This window comes from Lysobacter stagni (assembly GCF_030053425.1).
Taxonomy (GTDB): Bacteria; Pseudomonadota; Gammaproteobacteria; order Xanthomonadales; family Xanthomonadaceae; genus Lysobacter_J; species Lysobacter_J stagni.
Map to the genome: position 1 here is coordinate 79,556 of NZ_JASGBI010000001.1, position 16,623 is coordinate 96,178.

Genomic DNA, 16,623 nt, shown 5'->3' on the forward strand with positions numbered 1-16,623 from the left:
CGTTGGATCAACGCGGGACGCTCAACGCTGCGACGCGACGGCCTCCGTGGGCGCATGCTCGACCCACTTCTCGAACACTGCGTCGATCTGCGCATCACGCACCTTCTTTCCGTCCTCGATCGAGCCGGCCTGCTCGAACAACGGAATGATCATCGCCATGCCATCGACCTTGGTCTTCAGATGCACGCCCGGGGCCTGGCCCAGGAACCGCTCCCAGCGCGCGCGAACCTTCGCCCAGTACTCCTTCGTGGCATTCCAGTACGTGTAGGCCGGCTTGAAGTCGACCTCGGTGGTCTTCTGGTAATCGTTGAAACCGAACTCGCGCGCCAGTTCCACCTGCGTGCCGTCGGGCTTGCGCAACACCTTGGTGTTGAACTGCTCGTGCGTCCACCCGCCCGGCGTGAGCGTGTGCCGGTTCACGGCGCTGATCGCGTTGTAGTCGCTGCGCTTGGTGTATTCCCGGCGCGGCAGCGGACGCCAGCTGACGTCGCTGGTCCACATCGCCACGCCGTTGTCGTAGGTCCAGCGGCCGGTTCCGCAATAGCGCGGCGCATCGCTGACCTCGTACACGCATTGCGTCCAGGCACCCTGCGTGAGCGCAGCCGGGATCGAACGCAACTGCCAGGTCTGGTCGGCGCTGAACTCGAAACGCGTGGGCGCCTCGTATGTCCAGTCCTGGCGCCAGTGCTTGGTCACGTGCCCGCTCTTCTCGTCCACCAGCAGGTGCTGCAGGACGATCTTCGCCGGCGAGTCCTGCACCACGATCACCACCTCGTTGCCACCGCTGCGCATCGCCGGTTGGCGTTCGTAGCCCGGTTGCAGCAGGACGGTTTCATCGAACGCGAAGTCGACGAGGTATTCACCCTGCATCGCCAGGATGGACGTGCGATCGCGGGACGTGTCCGCGACGGGAGCGCCAACGGCGATACCGGGAATGATCAGGGCAAGCAGGGAAGCGGAGAGCAGGCGGATGTTCATGGCTGGCTCGATTCGAGTGGAACGTTGAAGGGTGCGTGGCGCAAGGTGCATGGCCGGAATCACCAGCTCACCGCGAGGCTTGCGCCGACGCTGCGGCCGGGTCTGGTGTAGCGGTCGAGCACGGTGCTGCTCGCGAGCGTGCCGGCCGGCACATCGCCCGCGTCCCAGTACTTGCGGTCGCCGAGGTTGAACACGCCGATGTCGAACACGGCACCCGGCGCGAAGTTCCAGTGGGCAAGCAGATCGAACACGCCGTAGCCCGGTATCTCGAACTGGTTGGCGGCCGGTAGCTCGTCCTTGCGGCCGGCGAAACGGCCGGCCAGTTCGACGCCCCACGTGTCGCGGTCGTAGGCGATGCCCAGCGTCGCGCGCAGTGGATCGATGGATGGCAGCGCTTCGTTCGTCGAGCGGTCTTCGCCCTTCGACCAGGCCACTGCGCCTTTGACCGACCAACCCGCGAAGGTCTCGTTGAGCATTCCCAGGTCCGCGCCGGCACGCGCTTCGAGGCCATGAATCTCGGCATCGGCGATGTTGCGCGACTGGAACACGATCAACGGGGTCTGCGGCGGCTGGCTCACCTGCACCGCCGACTCGATGAAATCGTCGTAACGGTTGTAGTATGCGGACACTTCCGCGTAGACGGCCTCACCCGAGAAGCGCAAACCCAGTTCCACCCCGTTGCTCGTTTCCGGCTTCAGGTCCGGGTTCGGGATGGCCGTGTAGCCGAACTGCAGATTGGTGAAACCCAGATTGACGTCGCTGTAGGGCGGCGCGCGGAAGCCATGCTGGTAGCCGCCGAACAGCGACCAGTCCTGAGTGAAGTGCCACACCGCGCCCAGCTTCGGCGACACGCTGGTCTCGCTCAGGTCCGACACGACCACGCCGGGATTGTCGCCGGCGAAGATGGGATCCAGTTCCGGGTCGAGCTTGTAGTAGTCCACGCGCACCGCGGGGATCAGGCGGAATTCGCCGTCCGCGAACGACATCTCGTCCTGCACGTACAGCGCGGCCTGCGAGGTCTGGCTGACCGGGAAGTCGCGCACCGGGAACGTGTCGGGCGAGATGACGTTGCTCACCGTACCGGTGAGCAGGTTGGTCGCGCGACCGTCACGCTTCTGCCTGAAGTCGGTGCGCGTGAGTTCGACACCATAGGTGAAGGCATGGTCCACGAAACCGGTGCGCAGGTCCTTGTGCAGAACCGCATCGAAGCCGGTCAGGCGCTGGTCGAAGTTGAACTCGCGCTCGCGCAGCACCGGATTGATCGCCACGCCGTTGCGCAACGTGGCACGTTCTTCGCGTGTTCGCTGCGTCGTCTCGCTGTCCTGGCGATAGATCTGCCATTGCAGCGAATCGGCGAGCGCGGCGTCCAGCGATTCGATTTCATGCGCGAAGGCCACGCGCGCGCGGGTCTGGTGGTCGTCGCCCGTCTGCGATGCCACGCGTACCGACGGCGGCGCTCCCGGGATGGTGGACGTATCGCCGAGTGCGCTGAGCACGTCGGTCTCGACGCTGTCCTCGTTGCCTTCCACGGTCAGCTTGAAGCGCTGGTTCTGGCTGGGCGCGAAAACCAGCTTGGCCAGCAAGCTGCGACCGTCACTGTCCTGCGGATTCGGTGCGGTGCGCGTGGCGCCACTGCTGCGGTTCTCGCCCATGTTCTCGCGCTCCTGGCCCTGGCGGTGGCCGACGGCCACCAGACCCGACCATCGCTCGCCACCGAACGCAGCGGTGGCGCTGCCGAACAGGCTGTTGTCCTCGCCGAGGTAGCCGAGCTTGAAACCGAAGTAGGCGTCCTTGCCTTCGCCGAGGTAGTCGGACGGATCCTTCGTGACGAACGAGACCACGCCGCCCAGTGCATCCGAGCCGTACAGCGCGCTGCCGGGGCCGCGCACCACCTCCACGGTCTTCAAGGTGTCCAGGTCTACGAAGTTGCGGTTGGCGTTTGAGAAGCTGCCGATGGAGAACGCGTCGGGCACCGCGACGCCGTCGGTCTCGATGCGCACGCGATTGCCGCCGAGCGCCCGGATGCGGATGTCGCCGATCCCGCCGAAGCGGCCCGCCCCACCGGTCACGGTGATGCCCGGCTCGTAGCGGAACAGGTCTTTCAGATCGCGCACGAGTTCGCGATCCATGCGTTCGCGATCGATCGCGGTGACGACATTCGGCACATCGTCCAGCGCGCGCTCGGTGCGCGTGGCGGTAACGACGATGCGGTCGAATTCGTTCATCGCGCCGGCCGCGGCCGCGGCAGCGACGAGGGATTGCGGATCGGTGCCGCCGTCGGGCGCGGCCTCGGCGGCGGCGCTCACCGCAGGAATGGCGAACAGGAGGGCAAGGGCAAGAGTGCTGGGAACGGGATGCATGCGCGTACTCGGAAGGACCGAGGCGGGCTGGCAGCCGTTGTGCGGCGAGCTTGCGTGCCTGGAGAGATAGATATGGAAAGGAGAAGGACGCGACCGGGCGGTCGCCGCACGCCGCCCTTCCCCAAGGGCTTGCGCGCAGTGCAGTGCGACGCCGCCTGCGAGGCGGCGCCGGGGACCGGTTACTTGGTCAGGATCAGCTTGTCGTTACGCGTATGGCGCAGGCGATAGACCTCGCCACCGTGGCGAATCAGCACTTCCCGCCCGCCGCGAAGCAGGTCGTCGCTGTCCACAAGGCCAGCCGCGAACGGCAGGCTCGGCGCTGCGACCGCGGCGATGGGCGGGGTCAGCAATTCGGAACGTGGCTTGAGCTGCAGCAGCGTGGGACGCAGTGACATGGTCGTGGCTCGTTCGAGGGCTCACGACGGATGATAATGATTCTCATTCATGAGTCAACCGTCAGCCGACGGCCGCCTCGACCCGCTGCCATTCGCCCTCGCCCACCCGCTGCGCCAGCTCCAGCGCCTCCAGGTTCTGCAGGAGTTGCTCGGGACGGCTCGCGCCGAGGATCACGCTGGAGACATGCGGATTGCGCAGGCACCAGGCGATCGCCAACGGCGCCGGCGCGATGCCCAGCTCGCTCGCCAATGCGACGAAGCGGCCCGCGCGTTCCACCCGTTCGCCTTCGCTGCCCAGCACGGTGCGCTGCAGCCAACCCAGGCCTTCGCGCCCCAGGCGCGCTTCGGTGGGCACACCGGCGTTGTACTTGCCGGTCAGCAACCCCGACGCCAGCGGCGACCAGGTCGTCGTACCCAGACCCACCTCGGCGTAGAGCGGCGCGTACTCCAGTTCGACCCGTTCGCGATGCAGCAGGTTGTATTGCGGCTGCTCCATCGTCGGCGCATACCAGTTGCGCGCCCGGGCGATCTTGTGGGCCTCGCGGATCTGCGCCGCGGTCCATTCCGACGTGCCCCAGTACAGCACCTTGCCCTGGCGGATCAGCGCATCCATCGCGCCCACGGTTTCCTCGATGGGCGTATCGGGATCGGGACGGTGGCAGTAGTAGAGGTCCAGGCAATCCACGCGCAGGCGCTTGAGTGCGGCGTGGCAGGCATCGGTCACGTGCTTGCGCGACAGGCCCTTCTGGGTCGGACCGGGTTCGGCCGCCGAGCCGAAGAAGACCTTGCTGGACACGCAGAATCCGTCGCGCGGCAGGCGCAGGTCGGCGATGACATCGCCCATCACCCGTTCGGCCTCGCCGTTGGCATAGCCCTCGGCGTTGTCGAAGAAATTGACGCCGTTGTCCCACGCTGCGGCGACGAGGTCGCGCGCAGTGGAGCGGCCGATCTGGGCGCCAAAGGTCAGCCAGGCGCCGAAGGAGACGGCCGAGAGCTGCAGGCCGGACGAGCCGAGGCGGCGGTATTGCATGGGGGGACGCTCCAGGGACAGTTCGGTTCAGTTTAGCCCTGCCCCTGTCATGGCCCGGCCTGTACAATGCGCGCACTTCCTCCTCCGGGGAGTAGCCCATCCGCCCCAGCGGCGGAGAACCGACGTCAACACACTTGGCCCACAGGCCATGGCGCGGGAGCGGCAGTCAGCCGAAACACACGTGACGGCGAGCGACCACGGGCAAGACCGAAGGCAGGCGTCGCGTGAGCAACTGGCATGAGCCGGGTCGGGCCGCGTGGCGTTTGCCTTTCGCGTCCACGCGAAAGCCCGGCCCTGGAGTCGCAATGGATCACTTCCCGCTGATGACGGCCGTCGTTTCGACCGGCACCGTCGCCCTCGCCGAAATCGGCGACAAAACCCAGCTCCTGGCACTGCTGCTGGCGGCGCGGTTCCGCAAGCCCTGGCCGATCGTGGGCGGCATCCTGGTCGCCACGCTGCTCAACCACGCGCTCGCCGGTTGGCTCGGCACACTGGTCGCGCAATGGTTGCAGCCGGAGGTGTTGCGCTGGGTGGTCGCCGCCAGTTTCCTGGCCGTGGCCTTGTGGACGCTGAAGCCGGACAAGCTCGACGACGCCGAAAGCGGCATCCCCGCGAAGGGCGCGTTCGTCGCCACCACCGTCGCCTTCTTCATTGCCGAGATCGGCGACAAGACGCAGATCGCCACGGTGCTTCTGGCGGCCAAGTACTCGCCGTTGTGGCAGGTGGTCGTGGGCACCACCGCGGGCATGCTGCTGGCGAACGTGCCGGTGGTGCTGCTGGGCAGCAAGCTGGCCGATCGCCTGCCGCTGAAGGCCGCGCGCTACACGGCTGCGGTGGTGTTCCTCGCACTGGCGGCCTGGGCGGCGATCCGCGGCATTGGGTGAGGCAGGCCGTCATGCGGCACTGCCGCGTGGCCTGCTGAACGCCCGGCCATGGATGGCCGGGCAGGGTGACCCGAAGCCGGTCGCGTGACGCCATGAAGGGCAGCGACAATCTCACCGACCGCTCGTGCCGCACCGCCCTTCCCCACCCTCCACCATCCAGCCCAAGCGCCACCCCGCCGCGCTATGCTCGGCGCGGCCGTCTACGGCCATCACGGGGGACGGGATGCTCGGCACCGGTGGCAGGGTCCGCGATGTCATCGCCGCGTTGTTGGCGAGGCCGGACGAAATCATGCTGGAGATCGGCGCCGGCGGCGAGCTGATGGTCGCGCGCCTGCGCGTGGTCATCGCCGCGATGCTGCTGGTGTTGCCGGTGGCGAACGCCCTGGGCGGCGGCAGCGTGAAGGACACCATGATCGGCCTGGCCGGCGCGATCCTGGTGAACGTGTTCGCCCACCTGTGGCTGTCGCTGGCACGGCGCCGGCGCTTGTTCCGCTGGTTGCCGTTCGCCTCATCGGCCTTCGACGTGACGGCCACGACGGTGCTGCTGATCCTGCTTGCCGCCGACCACCTGCCGGCGGGCCTGAACAACCTCACCGCGTGGTGCGGCTACGTGGTGGCCATCGTCCTTACCGCGCCGCGCAGCGATGGACGCATCGCTTTGTTCGCCGGCGCGCTGGCGATCGGGCAGTACGCGCTGCTGGTGCTGGCGGTGTTCGCCACGGCCGCCTCGCCCGAACAACTGATCTCCAGCGACTACGGCGCGATCACCTGGGCCGGGCAGGCTCAGCGCGTGCTGCTGTTGATGATCTTCACCCTGATCACCGCGATGGTGGTCTACCGCATGCAGCGCCTGGTGGAGATGTCCGGCACTGACGGCCTCACGCGCCTGCCCAATCGCACCTGGCTGATGTACCGCGTGCCGCGCCTGTTCGACAGCGTCCGCCATGACGGCGACAGCCTGACCCTGGCGCTCATCGACCTGGACCACTTCCGGCGCATCAACGAAAGTCACGGCCACCACGCCGGCGACCGCGCCCTGCGTCACGTGGTCGCGGTGCTGCGCGAGCTGTCCGAGCCGGGGGAATGGCTGGTGCGCATCGGTGGCGAGGAGTTCGTGCTGCTGCTGCGCAAACCCATCGGCACGGCGTGGGAACGCGTGGACGCGATCCGCCGGGGTCTTGGGGAACGCCCGTTCGAACCCGAGCGCGGCGCGGACAACGTCGCGCTGAGTTTCAGCGCCGGCCTGGCGGGCTTCCCGCACGAGGGCACGGACCTCTCCCGCCTGCTGCGCCGGGCCGACGGCCGCCTGCAACAGGCCAAGCTGCAGGGCCGCAATCGGGTCGTCGCCCGCGACGGCTGAGGCTGGACCGCGCGGTTCCCCCACCCCGCCAGCGCCGCGAGCCCGGGATGGACGCGGCCACCGTGCGGGCCGGCGCGCGCAGCGTAAACTAGCGCCGCCGCAGCCATGACCCGCCCCCGCAGGGACCAGGGCCGCATACCTTTCGACGACAACGACTCGCTGCCGGCCGCCGGTTGCAATGGGGAGAACTGAGTGGAAGCCATTACCCGGGTGGCCTTTGGCCTGTTTGGTCTTGCTGTGCTTGTCGGCATCGCGTGGCTGGCCTCGAACAACCGCCGTCGCGTGGACTGGAAGCTGGTCGCCACGGGCGTGAGCCTGCAGATCGCCTTCGCCGCACTCGTGCTGCTGGTGCCGGGCGGCAAGGACGCGTTCGACGCGATCGGCCACGGCTTCGTGAAAGTGCTCAGCTTCGTCGGCGAGGGCTCGAAGTTCATCTTCGGCAGCCTGATGGACGTGAACACCTACGGCTTCATCTTCGCCTTCCAGGTGCTGCCCACCATCATCTTCTTCGCCGCACTGATGGGCGTGCTGTATCACCTGGGCGTGATGCAGGCGGTCGTGCGTGCGATGGCGTGGGTGATCACCAAGGTCATGCGCGTGTCCGGCGCGGAAACCACCAGCGTCTGCGCCAGCGTCTTCATCGGCCAGACCGAGGCGCCGCTGACGGTGCGCCCCTATATCCCGAAGATGACCGAGTCGGAGCTGATCACGATGATGATCGGCGGCATGGCGCACATCGCCGGCGGCGTGCTCGCCGCGTACGTGGGCATGCTGGGCGGCGGCGATCCGGAACAGCAGGCGTTCTACGCCAAGCATCTGCTGGCGGCGTCGATCATGGCCGCGCCGGCCACGCTGGTCATCGCCAAGATCCTCGTGCCCGAAACCGGTGAACCGCTCACCCGCGGCACCGTGAAGATGGAAGTGGAGAAGAACACCGCCAACATCATCGATGCCGCTGCTGCGGGCGCCGGTGACGGCCTGCGCCTGGCGTTGAACATCGGCGCGATGCTGCTGGCCTTCATCGCACTGATCGCGCTGGTCAACTGGCCGTTGACCTGGCTGGGCGACGTGACCGGCATTTCCGCCGCGATCGGCAAGCCGTTCGACCTGGCCACCATCTTCGGCTACGCCCTCGCGCCGCTGGCGTGGGTGATCGGCACGCCGTGGCAGGACGCCCCGGTCGTGGGCAGCCTGATCGGCCAGAAGGTCGTCATCAATGAATTTGTCGCGTACCTGCAGCTGGCCGACATCGTCAATGGCAAGGTCGCCGGTGTGACGCTGACCGACCAGGGCCGCCTGATCGCCACCTACGCGCTGTGCGGCTTCGCCAACTTCAGCTCGATCGCGATCCAGATCGGCGGCATCGGCGGCCTCGCCCCGGAACGTCGACAGGACCTGGCCCGCTTCGGCCTGCGCGCGGTGCTGGGCGGCTCGATCGCCACCTTCATGACGGCAACGATCGCCGGCGTGCTGACCTGGTTCGGCAGCTGACGTGATGGATGGCGCGCGCGTCGTCGTCGTCGGCTCGTTCAACGTCGACCACGTGTGGACGGTCGCAGCACTGCCGCGACCCGGCGAAACGCTGAGTGGCCATTACCACACCGGCCCCGGCGGCAAGGGCTTCAACCAGGCCACCGCTGCCGCACGCGCCGGCGCAACGACGACATTCGTCTGCGCGCTCGGCGACGATCTGGGCGGACAGCTCGCACGGGCGCTCGCCACGGCCGACGGCATCGACCTGCGCGACCATGCCAGCGAAGCGCCGACGGGTACGGCCGGCATCTACGTGGACCACGATGGACGCAACTCGATCGTGATCGGTCCGGGCGCGAACGCGGACCTCGGCGCGGATTTCGTGCAGACCCAACAGGCCGCGATCGCGAAGGCGCACGTGGTGCTGGCCCAGCTGGAATCCCCGCTGCCCGCGGTGGAGGCGGCATTCGCCGCTGCCCGCGCCGCAGGTGTTCGCACCGTGCTCAACCCCGCGCCGGCCGATGCGCTTGCGCCGGCGTCGCTGCTCGGGCTGGCGGATGTCATCACGCCGAACGAAACCGAATTCTGCGCACAGCTGGCGCGCCACGCCGGCGAGCGCCTGGATGCTGCCACGCTCGTCGCGCACGACGACGACACCCTGCACGCGCTGTGCCGCCGCCTGCTTCCGCAGGGCACCGTGGTCATCACGCTGGGCGCCGCGGGCTGTTTCGTCTCCCATGCGCCAGGGCGCCTGCACGGCGATGCACGGACGCACTACCGCGTCGCCGCCGCACACGTGCAACCGCAGGACACCACCGGCGCGGGCGATGCGTTCAACGGCGCGCTGTCGGCGTCGTGGGCGCGGAATCCCACTGCCGCGTTCGCCGACCACCTGCACTACGCCAACCGTTACGCAGCCCTGTCGACCGAACGTGCCGGTGCCGCGGCGTCGATGCCGCACGACGCCGACGTGCGCGCGCGGTTCGATTGAAGCAGCCGGATCGGCACACCCACCCGGCTTGATTTGGGTCAAGCAGGCGCGCTTTCAGGCGCCTCGCCCGCTGCCCGACCTATCAAACGAGAATGCTTCGCATTAACATAGTGGGCTGATCCAGTCGTCACGGACCCCCGCATGCCCCGTCGCCACCTGCTCGCCAGCGCCCTGCTGGCCGCCTTCGTCGCACCCGTCGCCCACGCCGAAGACACCACCGACATCGACCGCATCACCGTCTCCGCCAGCACCAGTCGCGTTCCGGATTCGGAAGCGGCGCTGCCCAACACCATCACGATCATCGACCAGAAGCAGTTGCAGCAGCAGCTGGCGGTCACGCAGGACCTCTCGCAGGTGCTGGCCAACCTGATTCCGTCGTTCGCGCCCTCGCGCCAGAAACTGACCAACAGTGGCGAGACGCTGCGCGGCCGCAAGCCGTTGTACCTCGTGGATGGCGTGCCGCAGTCCACGCCGCTGCGCGAGGGCGGTCGCGACGGCCACACGATCGATCCGTCGATGATCGAGCGCATCGAGGTCATCCACGGCGCCAACGCGCTGCAGGGCCTGGGCGCATCGGGCGGCATCATCAACATCATCACCAAGCGCGCGCCGCGCCAGGACGGGGCGACCTTCCAGGACGTCTCGGTGTCGGGCAGCTCCGCCCTGCCGCACGAAAGCGACAGCACCGGCTATCGCGCCTCTTACCTGTTCGGCACGCGTCGCGGCAGTTTCGATTTCGTCGGTGGCGCGTCCTACGCCAGCGAAGGCCTGTACTACGACGGCGACGGCAACCCTCTGGCCGTCAACGCCGTGCAGGGTGACCTGATGGATTCGGAAAGCTACAACCTCTTCGCCAAGACAGGCTGGAACTTCGACGAAGAGCGCCGCCTGCAGCTGACCGCCAACCACTACGAACTGCAGGGCAACAACGACTACGCGGTGGTCAACGGAAACGCAGTCAACGGCATTCCCGCCAGCTCCGTGCGCGGCACGCCGCTGGGCGAAGGCCCGCGCAACCGCTCCACTTCGCTGTCCCTGGACTACATCGACAAGAACCTCGCCGGCGGCTACCTGCAGAGCCAGCTGTACTGGGTCGATTTCAAGGGCCTGTACGGCAGCAGCGACTGGGGCAACTTCTGGGGCGATGGCCGCGACCCGGCATGGTGGGACCAGTCGCAGAACGTTTCCGAGAAGGTCGGTGGCAAGTTCAGCTGGTCGCGGGGCGATCTGTTCGGACTGCGGCTGCGTGCCACGCTGGGCCTGGACCTGGCCCGCGACACGACCTCGCAGGAACTGGTGCGCGCCGGCCTGGACTGGGTACCCGAGACGACGTACCAATCCTGGTCGCCGTTCGTGCAGGCCGAGTGGTGGGTCAGCGATTCGGTGATGATCTCCGGCGGCCTGCGTTACGAGCACGGCAAGCTCGAAGTGGACGACTACACCACCATCCCGGCCAACGCCGGTGGCAGCCAGTTCGTGCAGGGCGGTACGCCGACGACGAGTGAAACGCTCCCCAACCTGGGCATCGTGTGGGAAGCGACGGACGCGCTGAAGTTCTATGCGTCGTACTCGGAAGGCTACAGCGTCGCCGACATCGGCCGCGTGCTGCGCGCGATTGCCCGACCGGGCCAGCGCGTGGACAACCTGGTCGACCTGAAGCCGGTCATCGCCGACAACCAGGAGATCGGCCTGGACTACGACGACGGTCGCTGGATCGTGCACGTGGCGGCGTTCTGGTCCGACTCCGACTTCGGCTCGCGCCTGGACTACGACGCGGCCACGCAGACCTACAACGTCGCCCGCGAACGCACGGAAATCAGCGGCTTCGAAGGCAGTGCCGCGTTCCAGTTCTCCGACGCCGGTCGCGTCGGTCTGGCCTACGCAAGCACGGACGCGCGTTACGACAGCAACAAGGACCAGCGCGTCGATGCGGACATGCCCGGCGCCAACGTCAGCCCCGACCGCCTCACCGCGTTCTGGGACCAGAGCTGGAACGCCACCGTATCCACGCGACTGCAGCTCAGTCATGCCTTCGACCGCGACTTCCAGTACCCCGGCGTGACGGCGTCGAACGACCATTTCGAGGGTTACACCACGGTCGACGTGCAGACGCGCGTGCAGCTGCCGGTGGGCTACCTCAACGTCGGCATCGAGAACCTGCTGGGCGAGCAGTACATCAGTTACAACTCGCAGGTTTCGCCGCCGCGCAACGACACCTACACCGCCGGCCGCGGCCGCGTGCTGACGGTGGGATGGCAGCACAGGTTCTGATACACCGTTCCGGATGGACATGGCCTCGACTCCGCTGACCACCCACGCGCCGCCCCGGCGACGCGTGCGTGCAGTGCTGTCGTGGCTGCATCTGTGGGTGGGGCTCACGGTGGGCATCGTGTTCGCGCTGTGTTCGCTGGCGGGCACGGTGCTGGTGTTCCATGTCGATCTTCTGAAGCTGCAGCACCCGCAGCTCGCGCAGCATGCGCCCGTCGCCGACGGACGCGTGCTCGCGCGACTGATCGAGCGCTGGGGCCCGGAGGGCATGCGTTCGCTCGACCTCCCGCGCGAAGACCTGCCGGTCTGGCAGGCCTACTTCGAGGATGGGCACCGGCAATACTTCGCGCCCGAGGATGGCGCGCTGCTGCTCTACCGCAGCCATCACGACGACGTGCTGATGTGGCTGCACGAATGGCACGTGGAACTCCTGGGCGGCAAGACCGGCAAGGAAGTGCTGGGCGTGTTCGGCTGGACCTCGCTGGCGCTGGTGCTGATCGGGCTGTACCTGTGGTGGCCGCGCAGCGGCCGGTATCTGGCACAACTCAAAGTGCACGCCGGCCCGCCCGTGCGCCGCTGGCTGAGCTGGCACCGCAGCAGTGGCGTGGTCCTGTTGCCGTTGCTGTTGCTGGCCACGGTGACGGGCATCGGCATGGTGTACGGGCGTGGCTTCCAGAAGGTTTTTGTCGCCGCGTTCGGCGGCGAGAACGTGAAGGCACCGGAATTGCCGAAGGACACGGCGTCCATCGACTGGACCAAGGCCATCGCGCAGGCGCGCGCAGCCCTGCCCGACGCGCGCCTCGCGCGCGTGTCGGTGCCCGACCCCGACGAAGGCGTGGTCGCCTTCCGCGCGCAGGCAAACGGCGAATGGCATCCGGTCGGTCGCAGCACGGTGTCGCTGTCGCGCGAGGGTCGCGTGCTGCAGACCGTCGATGCCACCACGCATCGCCTGGGCTTGCGCATGAGTCAGGCGCTGTATCCGCTGCACGTAGGCGCGGTCGGCGGCACTACGATGAAATGGGTCACCGCCGTCATCGGCCTGTTGCCCGCGTTCCTGCTGGTTACGGGCTTCCTGTTCTGGCGGCGCCGGCGCGGGCATCGCTGAGCGACCCGCGCGGGACGCCCGTTACAATGGGCGCATGTCGAACGCCTCCTTCCGCATCGGGCCACACGAGATCGCGCCGCGCGTGATCCTCGCGCCCATGGCGGGCGTGACCGACAAACCGTTTCGCGTGCTGTGCAAGCGCCTGGGCGCCGGCCTGTGCGTGTCGGAGATGACCACGTCCGATCCGCGCTTCTGGAACACCGCCAAGTCGCGCCATCGCATGGACCACGAGGGCGAACCGGCGCCGATCAGCGTGCAGATCGCCGGCACCGTGCCGGAGGTGATGGCCGATGCCGCGCGCTACAACGTCGACCATGGCGCGCAGATCATCGACATCAACATGGGCTGCCCGGCGAAGAAGGTGTGCAACGCCTGGGCCGGATCGGCGCTGATGCGCGAGCCGGAGCTGGTCGCGCGCATCCTGGAGGCGGTCGTGAAGTCCGTCGATGTGCCGGTCACGCTGAAGATCCGCACGGGCTGGGCGACCGATCAGCGCAACGCGATGCAGATCGCGCGCATCGCGCAGGACGCCGGCATCGCCGCGCTCGCGGTGCACGGCCGCACGCGCGACCAGCAGTACACCGGCACTGCCGAGTACGACACCATCGCCGAGGTGAAGGCGGCGCTGTCTATCCCGGTGTTCGCCAATGGCGACATCGATTCGCCGCACAAGGCGGCGCAGGTGCTGGCACGAACTGGCTGCGATGCGGTGCTGGTCGGCCGCGCCGCGCAGGGCCGGCCGTGGATCTTCCGGGAGATCGCGCATTACCTGGCACATGGCGAACTCCTGCCCGAACCCTCGCTGGCCGAAGTGCGCGACGTGTTGCTGGGCCATCTGGAACACCTGCACGCGTTCTATGGCGAACCCTCCGGCGTGCGCATCGCCCGCAAGCACCTGGGCTGGTATGCGAAGGACCGCCCCGAGAACGCGGCGTTCCGCTCCGTCGTGAACCGCGCCGAATCCGCCGAGGACCAGCTGCGACTCACCCGCGACTACTTCGACGCCCTGATCGCCGGCGTGGTGCCGCACCTGCCTGCCGCGGCCTGATCGCCGACCGCTGACCGCCGTCGCCCTCAACGATTCCTGACACGCCCTGTGCCAGCATCGCAGCCTGCCCTCACGAGGCCGCTGCCATGTCCGACGAACGCCCTCCCGAACGCAGCTGCGATTTTCCCTATCTGCACGGATTTTCCAGCACCGAGCAGGCACGCCTGGTCAAGCAGGCGAAGCTGGCCGAACCGACCGTCTTCCACGACATCGACTACACCGGCGCCCGCAATCTGCTGGAAGTGGGCAGCGGCGTGGGTGCGCAAACCGAGATCCTGTTGCGTCGCTTCCCCGACCTGCGCGTGACCTGCGTCGACCTCAACCAGGCGCAACTGTCGGCCGCGCGCACCAACCTGGACGCGATGCCGTGGCTGGACGGCCGCTATGCGCTGCATCGCGCCGACGCCACCAACCTGCCGTTCGAGCCGCGCAGCTTCGATGCTGCATTCCTTTGCTGGGTTCTTGAACACGTGCCCGCGCCTGCGCGCGTGCTCAACGAAGTGCGTCGCGTGCTGTCGCCCGGGTCGCCGGTGTACATCACCGAAGTGATGAACTCGTCTTTCCTGCTCGACCCGTACTCGCCGAATGTCTGGCGCTACTGGATGGCCTTCAACGACTTCCAGTACGAAAGCGGCGGCGATCCGTTCATAGGCGCGAAGCTGGGGAACCTGCTGCTCGCCGGTGGGTTCCGCGACGTCACCACCGAGGTCAAGACCTTCTACTTCGACAACCGGGAGCCAGCGCGCCGCAAGACGATGATCGCGTTCTGGGAAGAGCTGCTGCTTTCCGCCGCCGACCAGTTGCTGTCCGCGCAGCGCGTGACGCCCGATGTGGTCGACGGCATGCGGCGCGAGATGCAGCAGGTACAGAACGATCCGAACGCGGTGTTCTTCTACGCTTTCGTGCAGGCGCGCGCGACGGTGTATTGACCGCATTGCATAACGCAATGTGCACAGGTTTCCAGTGAAAGCATTTCGTATGTAACGGTCTTGTCATTCCACACACACGATTGAACGCATCGCGTTGTGCGCATCGATGCATCGCGACCAACGGTGCAGGTCATAAGTAACAAGCCCCTTTGGGCGATGTATTCCCATCGCATTGTCGGCAACCTGACACGGTCGGGGCGACCTCCCACTGCGGACCCCGCCGCAGCGCCTCGGCGACCCCAGGAGGCTGTCATGAAAGCCAAGATCGCATTCATCGCGCTCGCGATGGCAACAACGGCGCCCGCATGGGCCGCCGAAGATCCTATCGGTGACCTGTCGAAGATCACCGGCCTGACCGAACGCAAGGTACAGATGGTGCTCGGTGCGCGCACCGCGTTCGCTGAGTATCCGTACACCTACGATCGCTCGCTGCACAAGTTCGTCGCAGCCGTCGGCAAGGACAACTACTACCGGCTGATGAACGGCGAATCGGTGGCCCTGCGCGACAAGGAAGGCCATCAGTACATCGTGCAGATCCCGCGCGACGTCGCGGGCGACAAGGCACTGTGAAGCCCATGGCGGATCGCGGGCACGACAGGGTGTGTCGCCGCTGATCCGGGCCGCGTGCTCGCCACGCGGCCCGGGATGGAGCGTTTGCCGCAGTCAGCTCAGCGCGGCGCGCGTGGACCGGCCGAGGATTGCGACAGCACTGTACGTTTGCTCACAGCATCCGCGTCATGGTCGTCGGGCATGTGCCAGATGCGCTGCCACATCGCCCCAAGGCGGCGGCCCGCGTGCCAGGGCCACTGCAATTGTTCCGGCGGAATCTCGCGCCAGCCCTCGCCTTCGCGCTGGGCGACGGCGAAGCGGAAGGTGTAGTCCGGCTCGGCTCCCATGCGCAGGTCGGAGAGCACCAGGCGGTCGTCGCGCACCTGCGCCTTCATGAATCCACGATTGAACCAGTTCAGGCGCTGCACGCTGGGGTAGTCGAACACCTGCGACAGCGCACGCACATCCGAGCGGTACTCACGCAGGTGCATGGGCCCGCGGTCGGCCACCAGCGATCGCTCGCCTTCCACGAACCCCTCCGGCGTCATCGCCACCACGCGCCACAGCAGGATGTTGAACGGCATGGGCACCGAGAAACGCGGTGCGTCCTGCAGGTTCAGCGTGGCCAGCGCCCGGTCGGCTTCGCGCTCCACCGCCTGTTTGGCCAGCAGCGATGCGCCCAGGTACGCCGTACTCAGGGCCAGTCCCGCCAGCAGCGCGGGCCTGGCGATGGGGCGTTCCCGCGCGAACCAGGCGATGACGCAGGCCAGCAGGAGCCACACGGTATAGAGCGGGTCGATGATGAACACGCTCGACCACATCACCGGCTTCACCGGCAACGGCCACCACAGCTGCGTCCCGTAGACGGTGAAGGCATCCAGCACCGGATGCGTGAGCAACGCGGCCTGCATGGCCCAGAACCAGCGCGTCGGCGACTGCGCCACTCGCCCGCCCCGCGAGCGGCACCAGGCCCAGATCGCCCATGCGACGAACGGCAGCACCAGCAGTGAGTGACTCGCGCTGCGATGCCAGGTCATCCGCGCGACCGGGTCGTCGGTGAGCAGATTGACGGGCAGCACATCGAGGTCGGGCAAAGTGCCCAGTGCGGCGCCAGCCAGGAGCGCCGCACGGCGGTGTTGCGGCGGCGCGATGGCAGCGGCGAGGGCCGCGCCGAGCACGATCTGGGTCAACGAGTCCATGAACCGATGCTACGCGGCCGTGCGCGATGGCGGCATGTGCCGGTGGGGGCGCCA

14 protein-coding genes are annotated in these 16,623 nt (G+C 67.5%); 9 read left to right on the plus strand and 5 right to left on the minus strand.

What is annotated here, in order from left to right; all coding sequences use genetic code 11:
- Positions 1-21: 21 nt before the first annotated feature.
- The 4 genes from QLQ15_RS00345 to QLQ15_RS00360 form a co-directional block, all read right to left on the minus strand.
- Positions 22-978: a DUF6607 family protein gene (locus QLQ15_RS00345; RefSeq protein ID WP_283210887.1), complete on the minus strand. Its 957-nt coding sequence runs from the start codon at positions 976-978 to the stop codon at positions 22-24.
- Between the two features lie 59 nt (positions 979-1,037).
- Positions 1,038-3,338, minus strand: coding sequence for a TonB-dependent hemoglobin/transferrin/lactoferrin family receptor (locus QLQ15_RS00350; RefSeq protein ID WP_283210888.1), 2,301 nt, complete (start codon positions 3,336-3,338; stop codon positions 1,038-1,040).
- A 179-nt stretch (positions 3,339-3,517) separates the two neighbouring features.
- On the minus strand, positions 3,518-3,733 hold the full coding sequence (locus QLQ15_RS00355) for a hemin uptake protein HemP (protein WP_283210889.1): 216 nt from the start codon (positions 3,731-3,733) through the stop codon (positions 3,518-3,520).
- Positions 3,734-3,794: 61 nt separating this feature from the next.
- Positions 3,795-4,763, minus strand: a complete 969-nt coding sequence (locus QLQ15_RS00360) for an aldo/keto reductase (RefSeq protein ID WP_283210890.1) — start codon at positions 4,761-4,763, stop codon at positions 3,795-3,797.
- A 305-nt stretch (positions 4,764-5,068) separates the two neighbouring features.
- Between QLQ15_RS00360 and QLQ15_RS00365 the strand changes: the two genes are divergently transcribed.
- The 9 genes from QLQ15_RS00365 (at position 5,069) to QLQ15_RS00405 (ending at position 15,391) form a co-directional block, all read left to right on the plus strand.
- Positions 5,069-5,647: a TMEM165/GDT1 family protein gene (locus QLQ15_RS00365; protein ID WP_283210891.1), complete on the plus strand. Its 579-nt coding sequence runs from the start codon at positions 5,069-5,071 to the stop codon at positions 5,645-5,647.
- Positions 5,648-5,870: 223 nt separating this feature from the next.
- Positions 5,871-7,007: a GGDEF domain-containing protein gene (locus tag QLQ15_RS00370; RefSeq protein WP_283210892.1), complete on the plus strand. Its 1,137-nt coding sequence runs from the start codon at positions 5,871-5,873 to the stop codon at positions 7,005-7,007.
- 192 nt (positions 7,008-7,199) lie between these two features.
- Positions 7,200-8,498, plus strand: coding sequence for a NupC/NupG family nucleoside CNT transporter (locus QLQ15_RS00375; RefSeq protein WP_283210893.1), 1,299 nt, complete (start codon positions 7,200-7,202; stop codon positions 8,496-8,498).
- Positions 8,499-8,502: 4 nt separating this feature from the next.
- A complete protein-coding gene (locus tag QLQ15_RS00380) occupies positions 8,503-9,471 on the plus strand; it encodes a ribokinase (protein WP_283210894.1) in 969 nt (322 codons plus the stop codon).
- Positions 9,472-9,612: 141 nt separating this feature from the next.
- On the plus strand, positions 9,613-11,742 hold the full coding sequence (locus QLQ15_RS00385; protein ID WP_283210895.1) for a TonB-dependent receptor: 2,130 nt from the start codon (positions 9,613-9,615) through the stop codon (positions 11,740-11,742).
- A gap of 19 nt (positions 11,743-11,761) precedes the next feature.
- Positions 11,762-12,844, plus strand: coding sequence for a PepSY-associated TM helix domain-containing protein (locus QLQ15_RS00390; RefSeq protein WP_283210896.1), 1,083 nt, complete (start codon positions 11,762-11,764; stop codon positions 12,842-12,844).
- Positions 12,845-12,878: 34 nt separating this feature from the next.
- Positions 12,879-13,892, plus strand: a complete 1,014-nt coding sequence (gene dusB / locus QLQ15_RS00395) for a tRNA dihydrouridine synthase DusB (RefSeq protein ID WP_283210897.1) — start codon at positions 12,879-12,881, stop codon at positions 13,890-13,892.
- Between the two features lie 86 nt (positions 13,893-13,978).
- Complete coding sequence (locus QLQ15_RS00400) at positions 13,979-14,821, plus strand: class I SAM-dependent methyltransferase (RefSeq protein WP_283210898.1); 843 nt, start codon at positions 13,979-13,981, stop codon at positions 14,819-14,821.
- 252 nt (positions 14,822-15,073) lie between these two features.
- Positions 15,074-15,391, plus strand: a complete 318-nt coding sequence (locus QLQ15_RS00405) for a hypothetical protein (RefSeq protein WP_283210899.1) — start codon at positions 15,074-15,076, stop codon at positions 15,389-15,391.
- A gap of 98 nt (positions 15,392-15,489) precedes the next feature.
- Here QLQ15_RS00405 and QLQ15_RS00410 read toward each other — a convergent pair whose 3' ends face one another.
- Positions 15,490-16,569 carry a metal-dependent hydrolase gene (locus QLQ15_RS00410; protein ID WP_345782409.1) on the minus strand — a complete coding sequence of 360 codons (1,080 nt, stop codon included), beginning with the start codon at positions 16,567-16,569 and terminating at the stop codon, positions 15,490-15,492.
- Positions 16,570-16,623: the final 54 nt, after the last annotated feature.

Coding starts and splice junctions, on each gene's coding strand:
- QLQ15_RS00345 (WP_283210887.1), bottom strand. CDS start 978: ATGAACATCCGCCTGCTCTCCGCTTCCCTGCTTGCCCTGATCATTCCC.
- QLQ15_RS00350 (WP_283210888.1), bottom strand. CDS start 3,338: ATGCATCCCGTTCCCAGCACTCTTGCCCTTGCCCTCCTGTTCGCCATT.
- QLQ15_RS00355 (WP_283210889.1), bottom strand. CDS start 3,733: ATGTCACTGCGTCCCACGCTGCTGCAGCTCAAGCCACGTTCCGAATTG.
- QLQ15_RS00360 (WP_283210890.1), bottom strand. CDS start 4,763: ATGCAATACCGCCGCCTCGGCTCGTCCGGCCTGCAGCTCTCGGCCGTC.
- QLQ15_RS00365 (WP_283210891.1), top strand. CDS start 5,069: ATGGATCACTTCCCGCTGATGACGGCCGTCGTTTCGACCGGCACCGTC.
- QLQ15_RS00370 (WP_283210892.1), top strand. CDS start 5,871: ATGCTCGGCACCGGTGGCAGGGTCCGCGATGTCATCGCCGCGTTGTTG.
- QLQ15_RS00380 (WP_283210894.1), top strand. CDS start 8,503: ATGGATGGCGCGCGCGTCGTCGTCGTCGGCTCGTTCAACGTCGACCAC.
- QLQ15_RS00385 (WP_283210895.1), top strand. CDS start 9,613: ATGCCCCGTCGCCACCTGCTCGCCAGCGCCCTGCTGGCCGCCTTCGTC.
- QLQ15_RS00390 (WP_283210896.1), top strand. CDS start 11,762: ATGGCCTCGACTCCGCTGACCACCCACGCGCCGCCCCGGCGACGCGTG.
- dusB (WP_283210897.1), top strand. CDS start 12,879: ATGTCGAACGCCTCCTTCCGCATCGGGCCACACGAGATCGCGCCGCGC.
- QLQ15_RS00400 (WP_283210898.1), top strand. CDS start 13,979: ATGTCCGACGAACGCCCTCCCGAACGCAGCTGCGATTTTCCCTATCTG.
- QLQ15_RS00405 (WP_283210899.1), top strand. CDS start 15,074: ATGAAAGCCAAGATCGCATTCATCGCGCTCGCGATGGCAACAACGGCG.
- QLQ15_RS00410 (WP_345782409.1), bottom strand. CDS start 16,569: ATGGACTCGTTGACCCAGATCGTGCTCGGCGCGGCCCTCGCCGCTGCC.